Below are 24,385 nucleotides of genomic sequence, written 5' to 3'. Positions count from 1 at the left end.
CCTCACTCCTCGCGTCGGATCCCGCCGTCGCCGTCGAGTTCGAGGACGGTGTTGAACAGGTCCCGGAACCGGTCGACGGTCTCGTCGTCGTGGACCTCATTCGAGAGGTGAAACAGCCCTACAGCGTCGTACTCCTCGAGGAGTTCGAGCAGTCGTCCGGTCGCGTCGTGGGCGCCGTCGACTCCGGCGTAGTACGCCATTTCAGTCACCGAATCGACGCTGATCCGGAGTTTCCCCTCGTGGGATTCGAGGAACTCCCGGGTCTGTTCGACGATGCCGTCGAGGTCTTCGGGCGTGGAGACGTAGTGTACCCGATCGGAACTCCGCCGGGAGTATCCCCGTTCGACCGATAGCGCGTCGAGAATCTCCGCGTTCGACTCGTCGACGTCGTAGTGCTCCAACTTCTGTTCGACTTCCCGCGCGGTGGTTCGTGTGGATATCACCAGGAAGTGGTCGGTGTCGGTCTTCAGAAAGTCGGTGTCGATTCGGTCTGTCTCCCCGATACTCGGGTGCAACAACAACACTCCGGTGCCGCCGGGGATCGAGTCCGGCCCGTTCTCGATTGCGAGTGCGTAATCCATACCCGTAGGTCGGGGTCGCCCGACTTAATCGATGTGGGTCGACGCCGTGAGAGACTGCCCCGCGAACCGCCCGTGTCCCGTAGCGTTCCCGCCCCTATTCTTCCAGGTGTCCCGTAGCGTTCCCGCCCCCATTCTTCCAGGTGTCCCGTCGTGTCTCCACACATCCTCCCGTCTCGGTTCTCTGACCCCGGAGTCAGTATCAGTAGATCGAGTCGGCTGTCGCGGCGCCGATAACGCTAAACACCGACCCGATACTGACGGCCTTCAGCGTGGTTCCAACGGCTGGCCACTCGACCGACACGCCGAGCGACCCCGCGGAGGCGGCTCCCGACGGGCCGACGAACGTCTCCGGGGCGTTGAACGCCAGCGCAAGGATGAGCACCGAGAGGTACGACACCGCGATCAGCGAGATGAACCGGACGGGGATTCCCCCGACCTCGGTCTCCCGGTCGGGGTTCCTGTCGTCGGCCTTGTACAGCGCTCCGTATCCGATCGCGAGCACGATCGCCACGGTCGCGACCCCCTGAACCACCGACATCCCCGCGGCGAGAACCCACACCTCCTCGGTGACCACGAACGGCCCCGCAAGCAGGAACCCGCCAACGACCTGCTGGACGGTGTCCGAGAGCGCGAATCGCCGGCGGCGTCCACCCATACTTCCAGTGGCCCGCCAGTGATCATATATGCTGGGTTGTCCCGCGACTATGCTGGGTTGTCCCGCGACTATGCTGGGCCGTCCCGCGAACCCGCGCGGACGACCCGCCGACCGATCCCGACGCTTCCGACCGATCCCGACGCTTCTTATTCTGCGCCCACGACCTCCGGATATGAGCGTTCGCGAGGAGTTCGACGCGTGGGCGGCCGACGGCCGCGACAGAGGCATGGAGGATCGACACTGGCACACCGCAAAACACGCCCTCTCCCGGATGCCGGTTGAACCCGGCGACACGGTCTTAGACCTGGGGTGCGGTAGCGGATACGCCGGCAGGGTCCTCCGCGATACACGAGACGCCGGCCGTGTGTACGGTCTCGACGGATCACCCGAAATGGCCCGGAACGCTCGGTCGTACACCGACGATTCCGGTACCGGCTACCTCGTCGGTGACTTCGACGTACTCCCCTTTGACGAGGACATTGTTGACCACGTCTGGAGTATGGAGTCGTTCTATTACGCCACCGACCCGGCGCACACCCTCGAGGAGGTCGCACGGGTCCTCCGCCCCGGAGGGACGTTCTACTGCGCGGTCAACTACTACGAGGAGAACGTCCACTCCCACGCGTGGCAGGAGCGGATCGACATCGATATGACTCGGTGGTCGGCTGCGGAGTACCGCGAGGCGTTCCGCGCGGCCGGCTTTGCCGTCGCCGAGCAGGACTCGATCCCGGATCGCGAGGTCGAGATTCCGCCCGAATCCGAGTTCCCGACCGAGGAGTGGGAGACCCGTGAGGCGATGACCGAACGCTACCGGACCTACGGGACGCTGTTAACAGTTGGGGTCGCGTAGGGAAGTAGGGTCGCACAGGACGCTGTGTGGGTGGGAACGACCGTGCAGGTGGAGACGACCCCGAGCGATTCCTGTTCCGTCGTCCACACGGATCAACGGTCTGGCGTCGTCCACACGGATCAACGGTCTGGCGTCGTCCGCCTCGGTCCATCCCGCGACGCTACCGCCCGTAGTCGACCGACTTCGACCCATCCGATCGAATCACCGCGGCCGTTGCTGGCTCGGTCCGCGCGATCGGATCGCCGTCGCGGACGACGAGCGTCCGTGGGGCCTGCCTTCGGAGCGCGTTGAACCCGTCGGGGGCGTCGTAGACGACGAACGACCCCTCGTTGCCCGCTTCGAGCCCGTACCCCCCCGTACCGAAGACGGCCGCGTTGGCGTTAGTCAACATCTCCCAGAGCACGGACACGTCGCCGTGGCCCGCCATATGAGCGTAGTGGGCGAGCACGAACGCGGCGTCGAGCGGGTCGGCGACGCCGTAATGGTACCACGGGTCAAGCACGGAATCGTGACCGAGGCCAACGGTGACGCCTGCCGCCCGGAGTTCGTCGACTCGGGTGTGGCCGCGGCGGCGCGGGTAGTCGTCGTATGCGCCCTGAAGAACCGAATTGTCCGGCGGGTTCGTGACCACTGACACGCCGCTGTCGGCGAGCAGCGAGATCAGTTTGTCCGCGTAGGCGTTGTTGTACGAGTGCATCGCCGTTGCGTGGCTCGCGGTGACCCGACCGCCAATACCTCGTTTCAGCGCCTCGCTCGCGAGCACTTCGGTGAACCGGGAGTTCGGGTCGTCGGTCTCGTCGATGTGGAGGTCTACGGGTCGGTCGTGGCGTTCGGCGATGTCGCAGACGACCCCGACACTCTCGACTCCATCCTCCCGAGTGTGCTCGTTGTGGGGGATGCCGCCGACCAGGTCGACGCCCATCCCTACTGCCTCCCGGAGCAGGTCCTCGTGGGTGGGGTCGGTGAGGATACCGTCCTGCGGGAACGCGACAACCTGGAGGTCGACGAGGTCTGCGACCCGTGATTTCAGTTCGAGCAGGGCTTCGACGGTCGTCAGCGAGGGCTCGGTTGTGTCGGCGTGAGTCCGGATCCGCGTCACCCCGTGGGCGGCGTACCACTCGACCGTCCGCGTCGCGCGTTCGAGGATGTCCTCGACGGTGATGTCGCGCTTGTACGCACGCCAAACGTCGATCCCCTCCGCGAGTGTCCCGCTGTCGTTCCACGAGGGCTCGCCCGCGGTTCCGGTGGCGTCGAGGTGGACGTGTGGTTCGATCAGCGGCGGCGTCACCAGCCGCCCCCCGGCGTCGTACCGGCGGTCGGCAGGGACCCCGGACGGGTCGCCCTCGCCCGCGGCAACCACTCGTTCAATCGTCCCCCCGCGGACTTCGATATCGACCGCGTCGCCGCCGAGCGTCCGACTGTCGGTCACGATGTACTCGGACATATCCAGTGGACGCAAAGCCGATAGTTAACTATTTTCGCCCGTCACCGAAGTGATCCACAGACGTGCCCACAAAAACGGCCATACACCACAATTTTATGCACATAACTGATAAGCCCGGGCCGATAGCAACGGAGGACGACACGCCTGCGTGGCGACAGTTCGTGTTCGGCGACGAGAACCTGCCAGACCCTGACTACCCGTTGGACCACGTTCCCGGCGCCGAACGGTTGTGAGCGGTCGTCGGTCCCCGGCCACTCACCCGTCGAGTTCCGCGTGGAGCGATGCTCGCCACTCTTGGGGGTTGTACCACCCGCACCCGACGCACCCTATCGACTCGTCGTACGCCGCACTGCCCTCGTAGTAGTATTCGATCCCGAGGAACGGCGGCCGCTCGCCGTTCTCGACGCAGGACTCGCACTTCCGGCTCTTCAGGAGGTTGTGGCTCCGGGTGAGGATCTGGAAGTGTTCCGCGATCTCCTCGCCGGTCATCGACTCGTAGTCGAAGTCCTCGGAGGTCTCCCACCTGATTTCGGGCACCCGGTGGTCGACTTCGAGGGTCGTGCTCGGCGACGATCCGTCGAACGCGTCGCGGTGGTCGTAGAGGTCCCGGACCCGACGCTTGAACGAGTCGGGCATTCCCTGTCTGGTGATTGACTGCCCCGTCGGGAAGGCATATTTCAGCTTTCGGTGGAACGTCGTCGCGTCGCAGGTCTCACAGTGCAGGTAGTCACCCTGCCCCTGCCCGGTGTTCTGGACGAACTCGAACCCCTCCTTCCGGAGCATCTGGATGTCCTTTGCGGGCTGGGAACTCGGGAGTTCGCACGCCGAGCAGTGCCACTCGCAATCGGCGAGGATCTCGAACGTCGCTGCGCGTTTGGTCCCCTCGTTCGAGGGGTTCCAGTCGGCCGTGGCGTACTTGTGAACGCGGTCGCCGAACTCGGTTCGTTCGTACGCACCGCCGTCGGCCTCGACGACGCCGTCGTCGACGAGCGCTGAGAGGATCGCCTCAACGTCGGTGGCGTCAAGCGCCTCACGAAGCCCCGTTACCGTCTTTGCGCCCGTCTCGAGCGCCGCGAGGAGTGCCGTTCGATCGTGATCTGTCCGCACCGTACGGATCAACTCCGCCGTCTCGTCGTCCATTCCGGTCATACACCCGTTCGCTGGCCCGACACCAAAGCCGTATGGGGCCCGTCACCCTCCCGCCGGGTCCAGAACGGGTGATCGATGATGCGACGCCGATGCGTGGTCGACGACGCGACGCCGATCAGGGGTCCCGTGCCGGGTCGGACACACCGGCGTCCGCCCGGTCCAACGATCAGTCGACGGTCCGGTGCGGATACGGGATGGTAGTCCCCGCCGCCTCGAACCGTTCGGTCACACCCTGGACGAACCGTCCGCGGATCCCCAGGAAGTCGGACTGCCCCGGATCCTCGATCCAGATCCGGCTCTGAAGTCCGAACGACGCGTCGTTGATCTCGATCAACCGGACCGACAGCTCGGGGTCGTCGAGGATCCCCTCCACCTTCCGGGCTTCTTCGACGATGATCTCGGTGGCCTCGTCGATGTCGTCCTCGAAGCCGATCCGGAACGTGAACTTCACCCTGAGTTTCCCGTTTTTGTCGTAGTTCTTGATCACGCCGTCGGTGAGCTGGGAGTTCGGCACTGTGAGGTGCTCGTTGTCGAACGTCCGAACCCGGCTCACGCGGAGGCTGATGTCCTCGATGTAGCCGGAGTTCCCCTCCCACTCGATCCAGTCGCCGGTCCGGAACGGCTCGTCGGTGTAGATGAACACGCCGGCGACGAAGTTCTTCAACACGTCTTGCATCGCGAACCCGACCGCCAGCGTCGCCGCGGCGGTCACCGTCGACAGCGCGACCAGGATGTTCCCGAACCCCGCAAGCGAGAACGCGACCAGACCGAAAAAGAGCACCACTCCGTAGATCAGGAGCACGAGCGGTTTCCGGACGTGGTCGTCCAAGTTGCGCCTTTCGAGGAGTCGTTCGACGAGCGGGACGACGACCAGCCGGCTGCCGGCGTACACCGCGAGGAAGACGGCGACGAACACCACGGCCGCGGCGGCGGCACCCGCGAGCTGTGGCGGCAGCCCCACGCCGGCGAGCAGGTCGCCCAGAAACCCGGTGATCCCCGTCGCGTCGGTCTGAAGTCCACCGACAGTCGCCTGTGCCCCAGCCGCGTCGCTGTCGGTGTCCGACATACGACCCCGTCGCCCGGCCGGCGATTTATACTCCCACATGTGCCGACCGCCGCGCCCCGTCGCGGCGGGCGTCACCCGATCAGTCCCCAGCTGCGCGGGCCTCGCGCCGCGCGGCCTCGACGGTCTTTCCCTCCCGCATCACAGCGTCGACGAACAGTTCTCCAGCTTTGTACGACGACCGAACCATCGGCCCCGACGCGCAGTAGAGGAAGTCGAGCTCCTCCTCGGCGACGCGGCGCCACGTCTCGAACGCGTCGGGGTGGACGTACTCGAAGACATCCAGGTGCGACCGGGAGGGCTGGAGGTACTGGCCTAGTGTGACCACGTCAACGTCAGCCTCGCGGAGGTCCGACAGCGTCCGGTAGATCTCGTGGTCGTACTCGCCAACCCCGAGCATCAGGCTGGTCTTAGTGTAGACATCAGACTCTTCGGAGACCTGTTCGAGCACCGACAACGACTGGTCGTAGCCCGCCCGGCGGTCCCGGACCGGCCACTGGAGGCGCTCGACGGTCTCAATGTTGTGAGCGATCACGTCCGGCCCGGCGTCGATGATCTTCCGGACGAGGTCGGACTCTCCCCGAAAGTCCGGGATCAGCACTTCGACCAGGATCCCCGGGTCGCGCTCTTTGATTTCACGGATGGTCTTCGCGAAGTGGCCCGCCCCTTGGTCGGGGAGGTCGTCGCGGTCAACCGAGGTGAGGACCACGTAATCGAGCCCGATCTCCGCGACCGCCGCCGCGACGTTCGCTGGTTCGTCGGGATCCAGCGCCTCCATCCCGCCGGTCTCGACGTCGCAGAAGTTACAGCCTCGGGAACAGCGGTCGCCCATCAACATAAATGTCGCCGTCCCCGGCCCGTTGCGACCGCTCCAGCATTCTCCCATATTCGGGCAGTCGGCCTCCTCACAGACCGTGTGGAGATCGCGCTCCCGGAGTGTCTCCTTGATGTCGGTGAACTGCCGCCCCGACGGCGGGCGCATCTTCAGCCAGTCGGGTTTCCGCCTGCTGCTCATACCTCTCCCTTCGGGCGCCCGAGCAAAAGCCTGGGGGTTGGCGACGCTCCCGCCCGGCCGGTATCGGACCATCCCAACGCTGGTCAGCGTCGGATCGTAGCGAACAGTCGGCATCCGTACCCGCATCCCGCGCCGGCGTGCCGAGCAACCGCTGCCCGACGCGGGGTCGCTCTCAGGTCACACGTCGCCTGGCCGCGGCTTCGTATGAAAACGTCCGTTGGCGATGACCGGCCAGACGGCGATGGAGAAACGTCTTTCCCCCCGGAGTCCCCGGTGGCTCGTATGACTCGCGCCCCGCCGTTGCTACACGCTTCCCGTTCGGCTTCGGCGCTTCCGCCGCTCTCGACACGCTCGACGGCGGTCTCACCCCCGGCCGCAACTCGGAGGTGCGCCGCGTGAAGGTCGCCGACGTCCTCCCGGCGTTCGCCGACGCGTTCGGGTTCGAGGAGTTCAACCGGATGCAGCGAGAGGCCGCGCCGGCGATCCTCAACACCGATGACAACGTCGTCGCCGCCGCCCCGACCGCGAGCGGCAAGACCGCCCTCGCGGAACTCGCGATCTGCCGGACGCTCCGGCGGAACGGAACGGCGCTGTTTATCGCTCCGATGCGGGCGCTCACTAACGAGAAGGAAGCCGAGTGGGAGCGCTTCGAGGACCTCGGCTACTCGGTGTACGTCGTGACCGGCGAGCGGGAGCTGAACCCCCGGCGCGCCGAGCGCGCGGACATCCTGGTGATGACCCCCGAGAAGGCCGACTCCGCCACGCGGAAACACGATTCAGCGCGCTACGCGTTCGTGACCGACGTCGACTGCTGTGTCATCGACGAGGTCCACCTGTTGGACTCCGACAAACGCGGCGGCGTGCTTGAGGTTACGGTCTCGCGGTTCCGCCGGCTCTGCGATCCCCGGATCGTCGCCCTGTCGGCCACGATGCCCAATATCGACGACGTGGCGGCGTGGCTCGACGCCCCCCCGGAGACGACCTTCGAGTTCGGCGAGGCGTACCGTCCGGTGACACTCCACGCGGACGTGAAGACCTACTCCCACGGCGACAACTCCTTCGCCGACAAGTACCGCCGGCTCTACCGCGCCATCGACCTCGTAGAAGAACACCTCCGCGACGACGGCCAGGCGCTGGTGTTCGTCTCCTCCCGCCAGGACGCGGTCCGCGCCGCCGGAAAGGCCAGAGACGAGATCGCAAAACGCGACGTCCCGATGGGCGCCCGAGGCGACTACGACTTCCACACCGAGGCCGCGGAGTTGGGCAACGACACTCTCGCGAAGGGGGTCCCGGATGGGGTGGCGTTCCACCACGCCGGACTCTCGAAGGCCGACCGGGATCGCGTCGAGGAGTGGTTCAAAGACGGCCGGATTCAGCTCCTCTTTTCGACGTCGACGCTCGCGTGGGGCGTGAACCTCCCGGCCCGCTGCGTCGTGATCCGCGATACGAAGTACCACGACCCGCTGGAGGGCGAAGTGGACATGTCCCCGCTCGACATCCTCCAGATGCTCGGGCGCGCCGGCCGACCCGGCTACGACGACGTCGGCTACGGGTGGGTGGTCTGTGACCGCTCGGACGCCGACAAATACCGGCGGCTCCTCCGCGAGGGCAAAGAGATCGAGTCCCGGCTGGCGGCCGAGTTGAATTCACACCTCAACGCCGAGATCGCGATGGGGACGATCCGCGACCTTGACGACGTGATGGCGTGGCTGGAGACGACGTTCTACTACCAGCGGGCGCGGTCGAAGCCCGACGAGTACGGCTTCGACACGCTCCGGGACCGCGTCCGCGACACGCTCGAATCCCTGGTCGACCGGGGGTTCGTGGAGATGGGTGAGGATCTTTCGGTCGGGGCGACCACACTGAGCCGGCTCGCCTCGAAATACTACCTCCGGCTCGACACCGCCGCGCGGTTCCGGGACCTCGCCGAGCGGGAGACCATCTCCGCCGACGGGATCTTGGAGACGGTCGCGGGCGCCGCGGCGTTCCATTCCGTGTCAGCGCGCCAGTCGGAGGCCGACGCCGTCGATGAGGTCCTCTCGGGAACGGCGACCGACTTGGAGGACGGCCCCAGAAAGGTGCTCGCGATCCTCCAGGCGGGGATGGACGACGCGACCCCCGCGGACCTCCGGCCGGACGCGTGGATCATCCGGCAGAACGCGCTCCGGCTCGTCTCCGCGCTCCGGGAGTTCCTGGAGGCGTTCGCCGGCCCTCGCGCGGCGAACCTCGCGCGTCGGGTCGAAGCCCGCGTCGAACACGGCGTCCCCCGTGACGCAGTGGGGTTGACCGCGGTCGACGGAATCGGTCCGGCGCGGGCCCGGACGCTCGCCACCGGCGGGCTCCACGGCCCCGACGAGGTTGTTGACGCCGGCGCGGCGGAGCTCCGACGCGCCGGGCTCTCGGAGGGCGTCGCAAACCGGGTCGTCGAGAACGCCCGGACGTTCCCCGCGATTGACGTGGCGTGGGCGGGGTTCCCCGACTCGATCGCCACCGGCGCCAATCGGATGTGCGAGGTGGCCGTCCGGAACGACGGCGGCGGCGCGAGCGTGGGGATCCGCGTGACGGTCAACGGCGTCGAGATGACGGCGACCGAAACCTACCTCACCGACTCCGAGACGCTCCCGGTCGGCGTGTTCGGCGCCGACGCCGACGAACTCGAGTTCACCGTCGAGGTGACGTTTCCCGACGAGCCGCTGCATCCGGTCCGGGCGACGCGGACGGTCGACGTCGCGGACTGACCGTCGGCCATCGAGGCTCTGCCCCCGCACCTCACAAGAACCTTCGCGCAAGGGACTTTGGCCGATGCCAGGGCCACACCCCCCGTATGTCAGAGACGATCCGCGTCTTCGCCGGCGACTGCACGACGACCTTTGAGGGCGACCGCACCCGGACCCAGCGCGGCCGGGTCGTGGTCGTGATCAAACCCGACCGAACCACCTTGGTCCACGACGCCGACGGCTACCAGCCCGTTGCGTGGCTGACCCGTCCCGACGCCGTGACCGTCGAGACCAGCGCTGCGTCTCCGACGCAACAAGCAGACGGTGGCACCGTCGACGATCACGAAGGGTTCGGGATCGTCGCCCGCGCCGGTGACCAGGTGCTTCGGGTGGTCTGTCACCGCTCGGCGGGACGCGCCGAGTACCCCGTCTCGGAGGCGGGCGTCCCCGTCGGGACCGACCCCTCGAGCGACGAGGTGCTGATCCGAGCCGGCGGCGACGTCGTGGGTGTTGACTCCGACGTCCGCTACCCTCTCCCCCGCGGTGCGACCGTCACCGACGACTCGTGTTCCTCGTGTGGCCTCCCAACGATCCGCGCGGACGCCGGCGACACGTTCGAGGTGTGTCTGGACCGGTCGTGCGAGTCGCTTGACGACGCTGTCCGCGAGCGGTTCGACGGCGACTGGACCTGCCCCGAGTGCGGGTCGGACCTTCGGATCATCCGGCGGGGCGGCCGGCTGCTCGCGGGGTGTGACGCCTACCCCGACTGCGAGACCGCGTTTTCCGTCCCGGCGGGTGTTGTCGACGGCCAGTGCGACTGCGGGTTGCCGACGTTCGAGACCGACCGCGGCAGGCGGTGTCTCGACGGGAGCTGCGAGCGATTCGGTAAGTGACGACGAGCACTCCGGACTCGTTTCGCCGCCCGCCGTCGGCGGAGGTTGCTCTCGGCGGCACGCACAGAGCACTACTTAGGAGCCGACCGCAGTCCCGCCCGTTGTTGAGGCGGCCGGTACGTACATACGACATCCGGCCAACTCACTCAGCCACCCACCGATGGCACGCCGCATTTTCTGTGTCGATCCCGACGACGGCGCCCGAGCCGACACGGTCGAGACGCTCGACGCGGCGTTCGATGGCGCCGGCCCCACGTTCGAGTTCGCGACCGCCGCCACCGCGGCCGACGCAACTCGTCCGGACGGTTGTCGAGGCGAAGCCATAGACCACCTACCCGGTGCCGCAGACCGACTCAGAGCGGGTGGCCGCACTCCGCTCGCACGACCTCCAGGACGACGCGGTGGTGTCGTCACTGGAGCGAGTCACCGACCTCGCGGCCGCACATTTCGGCGCCGACCGGGCGTTGGTGACCATCATCGGCGAGCACAGCCAGGAGCTCCCGGCGTGTCACGGCGGGGCCGAAGAGTGGGACACGATGGACCGCGAAGGCTCCATCCGCACGTTCACCACCCTCGGAGACGAGGGCGTGATGAGCGCCCCGGACGTGGCCGGTCCCTGCCTTGAGTCCCGGAGCGACGCGGTGATCCGACTGGGGATCCGGGCGTATCTCAGCGCGAACCTCACCACTTCCGCCGGGCTGACGGTCGGGACGCTGGGTGTCTACGACGCCGAGTCACGCGAATTCTCTCCCGGGGCAGCCGTCCGTGCGGCACCCGCTCTCGCTGCCGTCGAAGTGAGACCTGACCCGGACCCCACGCCCGCGGCGCCGTGGCCGCACCGCAGCCCCTATGTCGCGGCCGGGCGCCAGAGTGGGTATGGACGGGACACTGGCCGATGGCGTGGTCCGGGTCGGCGGCGACGCCAGACAACGGTTCTACGACGCCCACGGCTACGGCCGGCCGCTCGACCGCAACCGGATCGAGCTCGCGCCTGTCGAAGCCGCGCATCTGCTCTCCCGCGGTGACCTCGACAACGTCGTCGACGTGCCGGAGGCGAACGCCGAGTCGGAATCGCCCGTGAACGCCGCTGTCGAGGCCGATAAAGACCGACTCGGTTTCCGGGCGTTCCTCGCGCGGACCGGGACCGCACTCCGGTTCACCGTCTACAAGGACCTCCGGGATCGGGGGTTTTACCTCTCGCCCGCCCGCCCGGCGTGGCCCGGGACTGACGCGCGGGCGGACGGCGACCCCGGCGACAGTAGGCACGACGACTTCGACGGCGCCGCGCCGGGCGGTTCCGATGTCGGCTCCGAGGCCGACTTCGTGGTCTACCCGCGCGGCAAGGGGCCGTGGGACGACGAGGTGGCCTACCGGGTGCGTGTGGTCGGCGAGCGCGAGGGCGTCCCAGCGGCGTCGCTCGGGGGCGTCGTGCTCGCGGTGGTCGACGAGGACGGCGAACTCACCTACTTCGACACCGACGCCGACCCCGAGGTTGGCCCCGACAGTCCTGCGGTTGGCGCCGACGCGGCCGCGGTTGGAACCATCGAAGCCGGCCCCGACGCGGCCCTCCCCGAGTCGGCCGACGCCGACCTGCTGGCGGACCGTGTCGTCTGTTATGAGGCCGCCGAGGCGCTTTACGAGTCGCGGTTCTACGGCCAGCGGCTGTTCGGCCGCAACGCGGACTCGGGCCCGCTCCAGTTCTCCCTCGTTGAGGCCGCATACCTCGCCCAGCGGGGCGTCCTCGGTGTCGATCCCGAAGCGGTGGTCGCGCGCGGTCAGTCGGTCGAGGGTGACCGGTTCGACCGCCGGCTGCGGGTCTACGCCGCGCTCCGGGGGCGGGGTGTCGTCCCCAAAAGCGGGTTCAAATTCGGTGCGGACTTCCGGGTGTACGACGACTTCGCCGGCGTTGACTCTCTGACCCACTCGGCTGACTTGGTGCGTGTTGTGCCCCTCAACCACACCGTCTCCCTGCGGGACCTCTCGCTCGATGTCCGGCTGGCCGGCGGGGTTCGGAAGCGAATGGTTTTTGCGCGCACCGCGGCCAACGGACGGATAGGCTGGCTCTCGGTAGCCCGAATCACCCCATGACACGAGACGACGACTCCCGGCACGGCGAGGACGGCCCACAGGCGACGCCAGTCGCCGAGGACGACCACGAGCGACAGCGACCGGCGCGCCCGGTCGACAGCGAAACGTTCGCCCCCGACGGCGGCACCGAGGGGGCAGCCGGCGCCGACGACGTCGCCCTCGACCCGTGGGGATCCTCTACTGTCTCGGACTACCGGAAGCTCTTCGAGGAGTTCGGCATCGGGGAGTTCGACGACGTCCTCCCCGGTGTGCCGAACCCCCACTACCTGATGCGCCGCGGGGTCATCTTCGGCCACCGCGACTACGCCCCCGTCGCGGACGCGCTCCGAGAGGGCGACGACGCCGCAGTGCTGTCGGGGTTTATGCCCACCGGCGACCCCCACATCGGCCACAAACTGGTGTTCGACGAGATCATCTGGCATCAAGAGCAGGGCGCCGACGCCTACGGGCTGCTCGCCGACTTGGAGGCCCACGCCGCCCGCGGGATGACGTGGGCTGAGATCGACGAGCACGCCCGGGATTACCTCCTGAGCCTGCTGGCGCTGGGGTTCGATCCCGATGAGGGTGAGCTCTACCGCCAGTCGGACAACCGGGAGCTCCAGGATCTGGCCTTCGAGTTGGGATCGAAAGCCAACTTCTCGGAGTTCCAGGGCATCTACGGTTTCGACGGCGAGACCAACGTCTCACACATGGAGTCGGTTGTCACCCAGATGGCGGACATGCTCTATCCGCAACTGGAGGAGCCGAAACCGACCGTGATCCCGGTCGGCCCCGACCAGGATCCCCACGTCCGGTTCGCCCGCGACCTCGCCGCGCGGATGCGGTATTTCAAAGTCACCGAAGCGTACGCGAGCTTCGAGCTCACCGACGCCGAGCGCGCGCTGGTCGGCGCGGTGTACGAAAGACGCGACGACTACGCCGACGAGCCCGACCGCCCGCGATGTGAGGCGGCCGCGACGTGGCTCCGGGAAGCCGACGCCGATACCCTCGATCCTCTCGGCGTCGTCGCCGACAGCGTCCGGGAGTCGGCGGCGGAGAAGCTGGAGAACGCCGGGATGGAGCCGCTCCGCCCTCGCGTCCGGTTCCTCGACGCCAACGCCACCGACGAGGCGTTCGAGGCGCTGATCGAGGCGATCGACGGCGAGAAGCGACGGTACGACGCCCACGTCGACGCCTTCGACCTCGACCGCGAGGCGGCGGAAGCCCTCTCCCGCGAGGTCGAACTCGACCACGGCGGCTACGGCTTCGTTCCCCCGTCGTCGGTCTACCACCGGTTCATGACCGGGCTGACGGGCGGGAAGATGTCGTCGTCGATCCCGGCGTCGCACATCTCCTTGCTCGACGACCCCGAGGACGGCTACGACAAGGTGAAGGCTGCGACGACGGGCGGTCGCGATACCGCAGAGAAGCAGCGCGAACTCGGCGGTGAGGCCGACGAGTGTCCAGTATACGAACTGTACGCCTACCTGCTGTCGGGCGACGACGACGAGTTCGCAAAGCGGGTCTACGACGAGTGCGTCGGCGGCGAGCGGCTCTGCGGCGGGTGCAAGGAGCAGGCCGCCGAACTCATGAAGGAGTTCCTCGAGGACCACCAGGAGAAACGCGAGGAGGCGGAGGAACTCCTCGAGGACCTCGACATCTCGCTTGAGTCGTCGCGGCGGGGCGTCGCGCCCGGCGACCGATAAACCCCGACCTTTTGCTGCGCTCGGTCACTTCGTTCCCTCGCTGGCAAAAGCTCGGCGTCACCCCCTCAGTCGCGGCTTCGCCGCTCTGTCGAGGGTTCCTTGGCCCGCTCGCTCCCTTCGGTCGCTCGCGGTATCTGAATCCTCTGGACTGAACCCCGACCGAGTGCTGTGCGTCGTCGACGAGTTGCTCTCAGTTCCGGTCGTCGTCCGTCAGGCCTCCACACTCCTGCTCGGGATCGCACCCGTGGTCACACATCACACCCTTCAGTTCGTTGAGCGCACACCCCCGTGGCTACGTGAAGAGATCGAAACGTCGGCACTTGCCACCACACCGACGTACTGACGCCAGACCTGAAAAACGGGACCCTACTCGTCGACGACGCTCGCGTCGCCCGGGGGCGCGATCTCGATCTCTTCGGCCCCGTGCTCGATGGACTCCGGTGTGGTCCCCTCTGCGTCGGCGAGCAGGTCGGTCAACTCGCCCGTGGAGAGGGGGTCTTCCGCTGTCGATTCCCGACTCATATCCTCAAGTATGTCACGCGAGCGTATAAATCTGGATGGTGTCTGGCCCCCATCGGGCCACCGTGGCGGCGATCCCGGACTCACGTTGCCTTCGTAGACGTCGACAAAGTAGCCTGTGTTCACATCGAGATAGTCGGTACAGGCGCGGATCACCCGTCCCCGACTCGCAGGGAGTGGACTGTGCGAGGGGCGGAGCTTCACGGGCGGGTGGGACCGACGGGCGGCGTCGACGTGGAGGCCCTCCTGATAGATATTGTGTCCGAGTGCGGCAGTTTCGTTGTGATCCATCCGGGCGATGGCCTCCCACCGAATGGGGTTGATATCGATCCGGTAGTGGAGTTGGACGATGAACCGCGGGATATGGTTCGACTGTCGATCGAACCCGACTGTGAGGACGCAGTTCGACGTACTCGCCTCGACGGCCTTCGAGACGTCGTACCCGGCGGGCGGCGAGGGCAGCGACATGAACGCCAGTTCAGAGAGTTGCCAATTAAGTTCCCGGTACGCCGCCCACGCGGAGGGGTGCGCCGCAGGCGCACCCGACGCAATAAAAAAGGTGGGTGGGACTACTCGATCGAGAGTTCGCTGCTCTCTGCACTCTCCCCGCTCTGCTCTTCGTCCCACTCGATCTCGAACTCGACGCTCAGTTCGCCCGGCGCGTCCGCGGGTCCCTCGCGTTCGGCTTTCACCTCGAACGTGGGCTGTTCCGGGGGATCGATCGTCACCGACTGCCCGCCCGCGGTCAGGGTGATCGGGCCGTCGCCGTCGAGTTTGTCCGCGAACGTTCGCAAGTAGGACGCGACCTCGGCTCGGCTCTGTCTGTTCTCCGAGTCGAAAAGGACGTCTTCGGGCATACGCACACGACGGCCCGGTCGGTCATAAAACTCTGTGCTCGGATACGTCGGGGGTCGCTGCCCCGAACTCGCCGCCCACTCTTCGGAACCCCTAACTTCCGGCCGGCCGGTAGCCCTCACAACGACCGACATCACTGGACACATCACAGAATGCAACTCCCCGAACCACAGGTCGCGGTTTTGAACGCCGCGAGCGCGACTGAGGAAACGCCGATCGACCGACTCGCCGCGGCGGCGGAACTCGAACCCGAGGCCGCCACGCGGGCCGTCTTCGAGCTGCGGGACGAGGGCCTGCTCGAGGTGGCCGAACGCGAGACCGTCGAGTACGAACCCACCGACGAGGGACGGACGTACGTCGATTCGGGGCTGCCGGAGACCCGGCTCTACCGCGCGGCGGTCGGCGCCGGCGCCGGCGCCAGCGCCGACGAGGACGCGGTCTCGATGGGCCAGGTCATCGGCGCGGCCGACCTCGCCGGCGACGCGGTCGACATTGCGCTGGCGAATTTCGGCCGGAAAGGGTATGGCAACATCGACAGCGGCGACCTCTCGGTGGACCCCGAGGCCGACCCCGAGGCCGACCCCGAGGCCGACGCGCTCGCCGCCCTCGTCGCGGACGAGGCCGTCGATACTGTCGACAACGAGGTGCTCGACCGGCTGGTCTCCCGGAACCTCGCGGCGCGCCGCGACCGGACCGAGCGATCGGCCACGCTCACCGACGCGGGCGTGACGGCACTGATGGAGGGCGTCGAAACTGCTGAGACGGTCGACCGGCTGACCCCCGAACTCCTGACATCCGGGGAGTGGGAAGACGTCGAGTTCGCCGACTACAACGTTGAGGCCGACGCGCCTGCGGTTCAGGGCGGCACCACCCACGTCCTCAGACAGGCCGCCGAACGCGTGACGGACGTGCTCGTGGGGATGGGCTTTCAGGAGATGGACGGCCCCCACGCCGACGCGGACTTCTGGATCAACGACTGCCTGTTCATGCCCCAGGACCACCCCGCGCGGACCCACTGGGACCGGTTCGCTCTGGACACCCCGCCGATCGACGACCTCCCCGCGGACCTGGTCGACCGCGTTGAGTCCGCCCACCGCGAGGGTGTCGGGGCAGACGGCGACGGCTACCACTCCCCGTGGTCCGAGGAGTTCGCCCGCGCAGTTGCGCTCCGCGGCCACACCACGTCGCTGTCGATGCGGTACCTCTCGGGCGAACGGGTGGGCGACCTCGACCCGCCGCGGCGGTTCTTCTCGGTGGAGAAGGTCTACCGCAACGACACGCTGGACGCGACCCATCTACTCGAATTCTTCCAGATCGAGGGGTGGGTGATGGCGGAGGACCTCTCCGTGCGCGATCTGATGGGGACGTTCGTGGAGTTCTACGAGCAGTTCGGGATCACCGACATCCAGTTCAAACCGCACTACAACCCCTACACCGAGCCGTCGTTCGAGCTGTTCGGCCGCCACCCCACGACCGGAGAACTCATCGAGATCGGCAACTCCGGGATGTTCCGCGACGAGGTGTTGGACCCCCTCGGCGTCGACCACGACGTGATGGCGTGGGGGCTGGCGTTGGAGCGGCTCGCGATGCTCACCACCGGCACAGAGGACATCCGCGACCTGCACGGGACGCTTGCGGATCTCGAGTTCCTCCGCGGCGCGGAGGTGACCTACTGATGCCCGTCGTCGACATCGATCCCGACGAGCTGCGGGACCTGACCGGCCACGACGAGAAAAGCGACGATGATCTGAAAGATGACCTGTTCGGACTCGGCCTCGAGTTCGAGGGCGAGACCGACGACGGTCTGCTCCGGTTCGAGTTCGGTCCCGACCGGCTCGACCGCCTGTCGGTGGAGGGCGTTGCCCGATCCCTCAGATATCAGTACGGCGACGACCGCGGTGTCCGCGTGCCCGACACCAACGACCCCGACTTCACGTTCGTGGTCGATGGCGACGTGCCCGACGAGCGACCGTACGTCACCGGCGCGATCGTCCGCGGAGTCGACCTCGACGACGCGGCCTTGGAGTCGCTGATCCAGTTGCAGGAGAAACTCCACGCGACGATGGGGCGGAAGCGCGCGAAGGGCGCGATCGGTATCCACGACCTGCTCTCGATCAAGGGCGACACCCTCTCGGAGGACAGCGACGGCAACTCTATCACCTATACCGGGGTCGCCCCCGACGGCGACACCTTCGTCCCCCTCGACAGCGATCGCGAACTGACTCCCGCGGAGGTCCTCCACGAGCACTCCACGGGCCGGACCTACGCCGACCTCGTCGCCGACTACGACCGGGCTCCCGCGATCTACGACGAACTCGGGCTGTTCTCGTTCCCACCGGTGATCAACGGCCGTCGCACCGAGGTCTCGACCGATTCACGGGAACTCCTGATCGAACTCACCGGCACCGACCAGTGGACCATCGACCGGATGTGTGCGATCATCTGCTACGCACTGTCGGCCCGCGGCGCGACCATCGAGGACGTCGAGATTGCGTACGAGGGCGGTAGCGACGCCGGCGGCCGGACGCTCCGGCGCCCCGACTTCGAGGTCCGGAGCAAATCCGTCTCCCACGACCGGATCGAGACGATGCTGGGCGTCGATCTGAAGGCGCGCGACGTGATCGACCTCTTCGAGCGGTCGGGACTGGATGCCGTCGTCGCCGACGGCGACGCAGGCGACGACGAGGCCGAAAGCGGCGATGGGGACGCCGACACCACCTACGACGTGTCGATCCCGCCGTACCGCGTCGACGTGCTCCACCCGCTGGATCTCGTCGACGACGTCGGCCGCGCGTACGGGTTCGACGAACTCGAACCGCGCTACCCCGACGTCGGAACTGTTGGTGGCCGACACGAGCGCTCGCGGCTGGAGGCCGTAACCCGGAACGTTCTGACCGGACTCGGGTTCGAGGATCTGCTGAACTTCCACATGACCTCCCGGGGGGAGGTCCACGACCGGATGCACGTCGAACCCGGGGCCGACGTCCTCGGCGGCGGCGACCCCGTCGAGATCACCGAGCCGTACAGTGAGGACTACACCATCCTGCGGCCGTGGGCGCTTCCATCCCTGGTGATGGTGCTCGAGAACAACACCCATCGTGCGTACCCCCAGGACCTCGCGGAGGTCGGGTTCGTGGCCGAGCGCGACGACTCGGTCAACACCCGCGTGGCCGAATCAAGACACGTCACGGGCGTGCTCGCCCGCACCGACGCCACCTACGAGGACGCCAAAGCCAGACTCCAGGCGCTCTGCCGGAGCTTCGGGGTGAAGTTGGAGACGCCGCCGACCGCACACCCCTCGTTCATCGACGGTCGCGCGGCGTCGGTCGTGATCGACGGCGAGGCGGTCGGCGTCGTGGGCGAGATCCACCCCGCGGTTCTGGTGGAACACGACCTGGAACTCCCGGTCGCGGGCTTCGAGTTCGAGCTGTCGGCGTTGGGCGAAGAGTAGGCATACTGTCCCGTTAGATCCGGAACTGGTGGGGACGGAAGCGTGACCGTCCTGGAAGCCCCCCTTCCATTCCCACCCGCTGGCGGCTATCCGGCCGGCGTACGCTCAAACAACGGTCTCCGCATACGCCGATCGGCGCTTCGACGTCGCTCTGCCTACCGCCTCGGCCCGCCAATCGAGCCACTTAACAGCCCGCCGGCCGGTATCTTCGCCCGAGAATGCCGAGCGGAGACTACGACCCCGAGACCGTCGAGGCGAAGTGGCAGGACCGGTGGGTCGAGGCGAACCGCTACGCCTACAACGGCGACGCAGCCGACCCCGACACCGCCTTTTCGATCGACTCGCCGCCGCCGACAGTATCGGGGAGCCTCCACTGGGGCCACGTCTACGGCTTCACCCTCCAGGACTTCGTCGCTCGGTTCAACCGCATGCGCGGCGAGGACGTCTACTTCCCGTTCGGGTACGACGACAACGGGATCGCCTCCGAGCGGCTCGCGGAGGACGAACTCGGCGTCCGGCACCAAGAGTACGGCCGCCGGGAGTTCCAGGAGATGACCCGGGAGGTCTGTGACCGCTACGAGGCGGAGTTCACCGAGAAGATGCAGCGTCTCGGGATCTCCATTGACTGGGAGCAGACCTACCAGACCATCTCCCCCGAGGTCACGCGGGTCTCCCAGCTCTCCTTTGTCGACCTCTACGACCAGGGTAGAGAGTACCGCCAGCGCGCGCCCGCGATCTGGTGTCCGGAGTGCGAAACCGCGATCTCGCAGGTCGAAACCGAGGACGACGAGCAACCGAGCCACTTCCACGACATCGCGTTTTCGATTGCGGGTCGCGAGGAGACGTTCACCATCTCCACGACCCGACCGGAGCTCCTGCCGGCGTGTGTCGCGGTGTTCGTCCACCCCGACGACGACGAAAACCAGTACCTCGTCGGCGAGCGAGCCGAAGTGCCGCTGTTCGGGCAGGACGTTCCCATCATCGAAGACGACCGAGTCGATATGGAGACCGGCTCCGGGATCGTGATGTGTTGTACCTTCGGCGATCAGACCGACATCGAGTGGTACCAGGCCCACGACCTCGACCTCCGGATCGCGATCGACGAGTCGGGGACGCTGACCGAGGTTGCCGGCGAGTATGAGGAGCTTTCGGCCGACGAGGCCGGCGAGGCGATTGTCGAAGATCTCGACGAAACCGGCGCGCTCTTAGACCGGTGGGAGATCACCCACACCGTCAACGTCCACGAACGATGTGGCACTGGAGTGGAGTTCCTGGTGAAAGAGCAGTGGTACGTCGAACTCCTCGACAAGACCGACGAGTATCTCGCGGCGGGTCGGGAGATGGACTGGTACCCCGACAAGATGTTTACTCGCTATCGGAACTGGATCGAGGGGCTCCAGTGGGACTGGGCCATCTCCCGGCAGCGGTCGTCGGGCATCCCGTTTCCGGTGTGGTACTGCGACGCCTGTGACGAGGTCGTCGTTGCCGACAAGGCCGACCTCCCGGTGGACCCACTCGTGGACGACCCGCCGGTCGGGACCTGCCCGGAGTGTGGCCACGACGAGTTCGTTCCGGAGGACGACGTCTTCGACACGTGGGCGACCTCGTCGTTGACGCCGCTGATCAACGCCGGGTGGGACTGGGACGAGGGGGCGGAAGAATTCACGTTCGAGAACCCCGAACTCTACCAGTTCGACCTCCGGCCGCAGGGCCACGACATCATTTCGTTTTGGCTGTTCCATACGGTCGTGAAATGCTACGAGCACACCGGCGAGGTGCCGTTCGACAGCGTCATGATCAACGGGATGGTGCTCGACGAGAATCGGGAGAAGATGTCGAAATCAAAGGGCAACGTCGTTGACCCCGACGAGGTGGTCTCGGAATTCCCGGTCGACGCCGCGCGCTACTGGGCGGCGGGGTCGGCGGTGGGCGACGACCTCCCGTACTCCGAGAAGGGGCTCCGGGCGGGCGAGAAACTCCTCCAGAAGCTGTGGAACGCGTCGAAACTCGTCGAGAGCCTCACCGCTGAGGCGCCCGCCCCCGACGCAGTCGACCACCACGACCTGACCGAACTCGATCGGTGGCTGCTGGCGTCGCTGGACCGGGAGATCGAGCGGCTCACCGGCTGGTTCGAGAGCCGAGAGTTCTCGAAGGCCCGCGACGAGCTACGGGGGTTCTTCTGGCACACCTTCTGTGACGACTACTTGGAGATCGCCAAACAGCGGATCCGCGCGGGCGGCGACGGCGACGCCGCGGCCGACTCGGCGGCGTACACCCTGCAGCTCGCCCATCGGCGGTTCCTGAAGCTGTTCTCGCCGACTCTCGCACACGTCACCGAGGAACTGTGGCACGATATGCACGGGGAGGAGAGTGTGCACACGAGCGGGTGGCCCGACCCGCTCGGGATCGACGCCGACTTCGCGGCCGGCGAGACCGCGATGGCGGTCGTGGGCGCGCTCCGGAAGTACAAAAGCGAGGACCAACTTCCGATGAACGAACCTCTCGACCGCGTTGACGTGTGGGGCGACATCTCCGGCTTCGAGGCCGACATCTCCGGGGTGATGCACGTCGAAGAACTCAACGCACTCCGGACCCGGCCCGAAGTTGAGTCGGTTGTGACCGGCGTCGACCTCGACTACTCGCTTGTTGGTCCCGAGTTCGGCAGCCAGGTGCCCGACATCGAGGCCGGGATCGAGGCCGGCGAGTACGAGGTCGTTGACGGTGTGCTCCACGCCGCGGGCGCCGAACTCAACGCGGACATGTTCGAGATCGAAAAAGAGCGACAGTACACCGGCGACGGCGAGATGATCGAGTCCGACGACGCGGTCGTGATCGTTCACCGCGAGGCGTAGCGCGCCGCGCTGCCTCTCGTTTCTTCCCCTGCGCTACAGGTCGGCGCCGACGGCGTCGTCGACGCTGTCGAAGCCGTCCCGCTCCAGCATGTCTACGAGCCCGTCGTTGATGTCGCGGGCGAGCGTCGGCCCCTCGTAGACCAAGCCGGTGTACAGCTGCACCAGGCTCGCCCCGGCACGGATCTTCGCGTACGCTCCCGTCGCATCGGAGACGCCGCCGACGCCGATCACGGGGACATCAACCCGCTCGGCCACGAACCGGACCGTCTCTGTGGCGCGATCCTCGATGGGTGCGCCGGAGAGACCGCCCCGCTCGGCCCGGGTCGGGTCTGCCAGTCCTTCGGGGCGGTCGGTGGTGGTGTTGACCGCGATCACGCCGTCGAGGTCGTAGTCGTCGACGACGGCAAGCGCCTCCTCGATCGCTGGGCCAGGAAGGTCCGGCGAGAGCTTCACCAGGAGCGGCGAGGCGCCGGCGTCGACCAGTCCCCCGAGGATCGCCTCCAGGGAGGCACGGTTCTGGAGGTCGCGGACGCCCTCGCTGTTCGGACACGAGACGTTTACCGCGACGTAGTCGGCGGCGTCACCGATGTGTTGGTAGGTTTTGCGGTAGTCCGCGGGGGCGTCGGCGGCGGCGACGGACTCCGAGAGCGCGATGTTGACGCCGACCGGGACTCCGGGGTCGGGTGCGGTCCGGAGACGGTCGCCGACCGCCGCCGCGCCCTCGTTGTTCAGCCCCATCCGGTTGACGAGGCCCCGGTCCTCAGCAAGCCGGAACATCCGCGGACGGGGGTTGCCGGGCTGTGGGTCGGCGGTGACGCCGCCGACCTCGACGTGGCCGAACCCGAGCGCGGAGAGCGCTGCGGGGAGTTCGGCGTTCTTGTCGAAGCCGGCCGCAACACCGACTGGGTTCGGGAAGGATTGCCCGAAGGCCTCGACCGCGAGTCGGTCGTTGTCGCGCGTGAAGCGGCCGGAGAGCAGATCCTCGACCGGGGTGTGTTGGACCGCCCGCAACCCCGCGTGGACCGTCCGGTGGGCGGTCTCGGCGGGCACGGAGAACAGCGCCGGCCGGAGCGCGCGGTACGCGGCGCGGATCACGCGGTGCCTGTCCCCCACGGGCCACCCGCCGTCCGGTCGATCGCAGATCGTTCGGTTCTCCCGGTCATCGCGGTTCAGAAGTCGTGTTCGACCGCGTCGGTGTCGGCCTTCTGGATGATTATCTTTCCGTCCCGCACCCGAACGAACACCTCATCGCCGATGTCCATCCCGGCGACAGCGAGTTCGTCCTCGTGGAGGTTGACGTGGACGTTGTGGTACTCGCCGTCTTCGTCCTTCGCGCCACTCGGAGAGAGCTTCTTTTTCCGGACCATCGGCGGTGTCTACGGGACCATTTGCCGCGCGATATACATATGTGTCGTTTGATACCCCGGCGCGGTCACGGGAGTCTCTCCGGAGCCGTGCGCCCCGTTGAGCGCTACGGCGCCTGCCGGGGCCGCGTCGGGGCGACGCGTGGCGGTCGCCCCGTCCGGATCACAGCAGCGCGTTGGGCGGTCGGGTCGTCCCCGACGCCGCACCCGGTTTTGCCGATATATTTATGTCGAACTGTGTGCTGAGTTGACACAGGGGTGTCACTCAATGGTACGCGAGGACGGTAAACGAAACTTCGTGATGCTCGAAGACGGAGAAAAGACCAAGCAGTTCACCGGTGAGATGCCGCGCCAGGCGGCGTTGAAGGCCGCAAGACGGCTCGATGGGTACGAATCGTACGACTCGGAATCCGACGCCGAGGCCGACCCGACGGAGATCCGGCTCTTGGAACGCGGGACCGACCGGGTTCATATCTACCACGCGTGGGCGTGGGAGGACACCGCCCCGAACACCAAGCCGGGGTGGATGAAGGAAAACAACGTGTCGAGCGTTATGCGGGGTAATGTCTCCAAACAGCGGATCGAACACACCGACACGTAGCGTCGGTCCCCCTGAGACGCTCCGGACCTCCCGCTCCGGCGGTGGTAGCGGGACCACAGCACGGCCATCGCTTCTGGCCTCCCGTCCTCAGACCGACGCCGTCGCCGCCGGAGGGCCGGCGGCGTTCGACACCGGTTTATTCGCGCCGAGAGGAGTTGTCCCCGCGCGGTTATCATCCGGCACGACCACACGTCGAACGCGTGGGATGACGTGTCGGCCTCCTGCCGCGCCACACTCCTCTCACCTCGGCTGACGCTCCGGAGCAGCTCGTATCCCACCGCGTTGAACCGCTTCCGACCCCGCCGTGTCACCGACTTGCTACCCACCGACCGCGGTGTGAAACCGCATAACGAAGCGGGGACAGTTCGACGGGGTTTTATGTTACCCAGCCATTCGGAATAATACGCGGAAGCCCGGCCGGGACGGTCCGGTCGAAGAACTTTCGAGCGCGGACCTGAACGCCGGCTTCGGCCGGCAACACACTCGGACCGACGCCTTTATGGGCTCGTCCGGTGTACGTTCAAGTCCGCAAGAGATGAGGATTCCACCCCTGCGGTCCGCCGTACACGATGGAATCTGATGTTAGCCTTGGTGGTTCGGTGA

At 67.0% G+C, this 24,385-nt stretch carries 21 protein-coding genes; 10 read left to right on the top strand and 11 right to left on the bottom strand.

The window, feature by feature from the left end; all coding sequences use genetic code 11:
* Window positions 1-2: 2 nt before the first annotated feature.
* Both IEX72_RS08275 and IEX72_RS08270 read right to left on the bottom strand, forming a co-directional pair.
* On the bottom strand, window positions 3-581 hold the full coding sequence (locus IEX72_RS08275) for a DUF7090 family protein (RefSeq protein WP_188786912.1): 579 nt from the start codon (window positions 579-581) through the stop codon (window positions 3-5).
* Window positions 582-780: 199 nt separating this feature from the next.
* Window positions 781-1,236 (bottom strand): DUF2391 family protein, encoded by a 456-nt coding sequence (locus tag IEX72_RS08270; protein WP_188786911.1) that lies wholly within the window; start codon window positions 1,234-1,236, stop codon window positions 781-783.
* A gap of 172 nt (window positions 1,237-1,408) precedes the next feature.
* On the opposite strand from IEX72_RS08270, the gene IEX72_RS08265 reads away from it, so the two are divergent.
* Window positions 1,409-2,086 carry a class I SAM-dependent methyltransferase gene (locus IEX72_RS08265; RefSeq protein ID WP_188786910.1) on the top strand — a complete coding sequence of 226 codons (678 nt, stop codon included), beginning with the start codon at window positions 1,409-1,411 and terminating at the stop codon, window positions 2,084-2,086.
* A 160-nt stretch (window positions 2,087-2,246) separates the two neighbouring features.
* Here the strand turns inward: IEX72_RS08265 and IEX72_RS08260 are convergent, their stop codons facing one another.
* A complete protein-coding gene (locus IEX72_RS08260; protein WP_188786909.1) occupies window positions 2,247-3,530 on the bottom strand; it encodes a cytosine deaminase in 1,284 nt (427 codons plus the stop codon).
* A gap of 62 nt (window positions 3,531-3,592) precedes the next feature.
* Between IEX72_RS08260 and IEX72_RS08255 the strand changes: the two genes are divergently transcribed.
* Window positions 3,593-3,763, top strand: a complete 171-nt coding sequence (locus tag IEX72_RS08255; RefSeq protein ID WP_188786908.1) for a hypothetical protein — start codon at window positions 3,593-3,595, stop codon at window positions 3,761-3,763.
* 22 nt (window positions 3,764-3,785) lie between these two features.
* Here the strand turns inward: IEX72_RS08255 and IEX72_RS08250 are convergent, their stop codons facing one another.
* The 3 genes from IEX72_RS08250 to lipA all read right to left on the bottom strand — a co-directional run bounded on the left by IEX72_RS08250 (window position 3,786) and on the right by lipA (window position 6,757).
* Entirely contained in the window at window positions 3,786-4,679 is an 894-nt protein-coding gene (locus tag IEX72_RS08250) for a hypothetical protein (RefSeq protein ID WP_188786907.1), read from the bottom strand.
* A gap of 166 nt (window positions 4,680-4,845) precedes the next feature.
* Window positions 4,846-5,745, bottom strand: a complete 900-nt coding sequence (locus IEX72_RS08245; protein WP_188786906.1) for a mechanosensitive ion channel family protein — start codon at window positions 5,743-5,745, stop codon at window positions 4,846-4,848.
* A 79-nt stretch (window positions 5,746-5,824) separates the two neighbouring features.
* Window positions 5,825-6,757, bottom strand: a complete 933-nt coding sequence (lipA, locus tag IEX72_RS08240) for a lipoyl synthase (RefSeq protein WP_188786905.1) — start codon at window positions 6,755-6,757, stop codon at window positions 5,825-5,827.
* A gap of 395 nt (window positions 6,758-7,152) precedes the next feature.
* On the opposite strand from lipA, the gene IEX72_RS08235 reads away from it, so the two are divergent.
* Both IEX72_RS08235 and IEX72_RS08230 read left to right on the top strand, forming a co-directional pair.
* Complete coding sequence (locus tag IEX72_RS08235) at window positions 7,153-9,495, top strand: DEAD/DEAH box helicase (RefSeq protein ID WP_188786904.1); 2,343 nt, start codon at window positions 7,153-7,155, stop codon at window positions 9,493-9,495.
* A gap of 86 nt (window positions 9,496-9,581) precedes the next feature.
* The gene (locus IEX72_RS08230; RefSeq protein WP_188786903.1) at window positions 9,582-10,367 is read left to right on the top strand and encodes an endonuclease NucS domain-containing protein; all 786 of its coding nucleotides are present in this window, start codon (window positions 9,582-9,584) and stop codon (window positions 10,365-10,367) included.
* Window positions 10,368-10,509: 142 nt separating this feature from the next.
* Here IEX72_RS08230 and IEX72_RS08225 read toward each other — a convergent pair whose 3' ends face one another.
* Entirely contained in the window at window positions 10,510-10,698 is a 189-nt protein-coding gene (locus IEX72_RS08225; RefSeq protein ID WP_188786902.1) for a hypothetical protein, read from the bottom strand.
* 545 nt (window positions 10,699-11,243) lie between these two features.
* Between IEX72_RS08225 and endA the strand changes: the two genes are divergently transcribed.
* Both endA and IEX72_RS08215 read left to right on the top strand, forming a co-directional pair.
* On the top strand, window positions 11,244-12,455 hold the full coding sequence (gene endA, locus IEX72_RS08220; RefSeq protein ID WP_188786901.1) for a tRNA-intron lyase: 1,212 nt from the start codon (window positions 11,244-11,246) through the stop codon (window positions 12,453-12,455).
* Complete coding sequence (locus IEX72_RS08215) at window positions 12,452-14,140, top strand: tryptophan--tRNA ligase (protein ID WP_188786900.1); 1,689 nt, start codon at window positions 12,452-12,454, stop codon at window positions 14,138-14,140. Before endA ends, IEX72_RS08215 begins: the two co-directional genes overlap by 4 nt.
* 366 nt (window positions 14,141-14,506) lie before the next feature.
* Here IEX72_RS08215 and IEX72_RS08210 read toward each other — a convergent pair whose 3' ends face one another.
* Window positions 14,507-15,127, bottom strand: coding sequence for a DUF7718 family protein (locus IEX72_RS08210; protein WP_188786899.1), 621 nt, complete (start codon window positions 15,125-15,127; stop codon window positions 14,507-14,509).
* A 101-nt stretch (window positions 15,128-15,228) separates the two neighbouring features.
* Entirely contained in the window at window positions 15,229-15,516 is a 288-nt protein-coding gene (locus IEX72_RS08205) for an amphi-Trp domain-containing protein (RefSeq protein ID WP_188786898.1), read from the bottom strand.
* 150 nt (window positions 15,517-15,666) lie between these two features.
* On the opposite strand from IEX72_RS08205, the gene pheS reads away from it, so the two are divergent.
* The 3 genes from pheS (at window position 15,667) to IEX72_RS08190 (ending at window position 21,817) form a co-directional block, all read left to right on the top strand.
* Entirely contained in the window at window positions 15,667-17,190 is a 1,524-nt protein-coding gene (gene pheS, locus IEX72_RS08200) for a phenylalanine--tRNA ligase subunit alpha (protein WP_188786897.1), read from the top strand.
* Window positions 17,190-18,965, top strand: a complete 1,776-nt coding sequence (pheT, locus tag IEX72_RS08195) for a phenylalanine--tRNA ligase subunit beta (RefSeq protein WP_188786896.1) — start codon at window positions 17,190-17,192, stop codon at window positions 18,963-18,965. The genes pheS and pheT overlap by 1 nt, the downstream gene beginning before the upstream one ends.
* Before the next feature lie 218 nt (window positions 18,966-19,183).
* A complete protein-coding gene (locus tag IEX72_RS08190; RefSeq protein ID WP_188786895.1) occupies window positions 19,184-21,817 on the top strand; it encodes a valine--tRNA ligase in 2,634 nt (877 codons plus the stop codon).
* Window positions 21,818-21,850: 33 nt separating this feature from the next.
* Here IEX72_RS08190 and IEX72_RS08185 read toward each other — a convergent pair whose 3' ends face one another.
* Together IEX72_RS08185 and IEX72_RS08180 are read right to left on the bottom strand one after the other, a co-directional pair.
* Complete coding sequence (locus tag IEX72_RS08185) at window positions 21,851-22,909, bottom strand: quinone-dependent dihydroorotate dehydrogenase (RefSeq protein ID WP_188786994.1); 1,059 nt, start codon at window positions 22,907-22,909, stop codon at window positions 21,851-21,853.
* A gap of 77 nt (window positions 22,910-22,986) precedes the next feature.
* On the bottom strand, window positions 22,987-23,184 hold the full coding sequence (locus tag IEX72_RS08180; RefSeq protein WP_188786894.1) for a hypothetical protein: 198 nt from the start codon (window positions 23,182-23,184) through the stop codon (window positions 22,987-22,989).
* 265 nt (window positions 23,185-23,449) lie between these two features.
* Between IEX72_RS08180 and IEX72_RS08175 the strand changes: the two genes are divergently transcribed.
* Entirely contained in the window at window positions 23,450-23,782 is a 333-nt protein-coding gene (locus IEX72_RS08175) for a non-histone chromosomal MC1 family protein (protein WP_188786893.1), read from the top strand.
* The last annotated feature ends 603 nt before the right edge of the window (window positions 23,783-24,385 follow it).

The sequence above is a fragment of the Halobellus salinus genome (assembly GCF_014646875.1).
GTDB classification, from domain to species: Archaea; Halobacteriota; Halobacteria; order Halobacteriales; family Haloferacaceae; genus Haloquadratum; species Haloquadratum salinum.
Note: the sequence above shows the minus strand (reverse complement) of the source record. Positions and strands in the feature narration are given on the sequence as shown.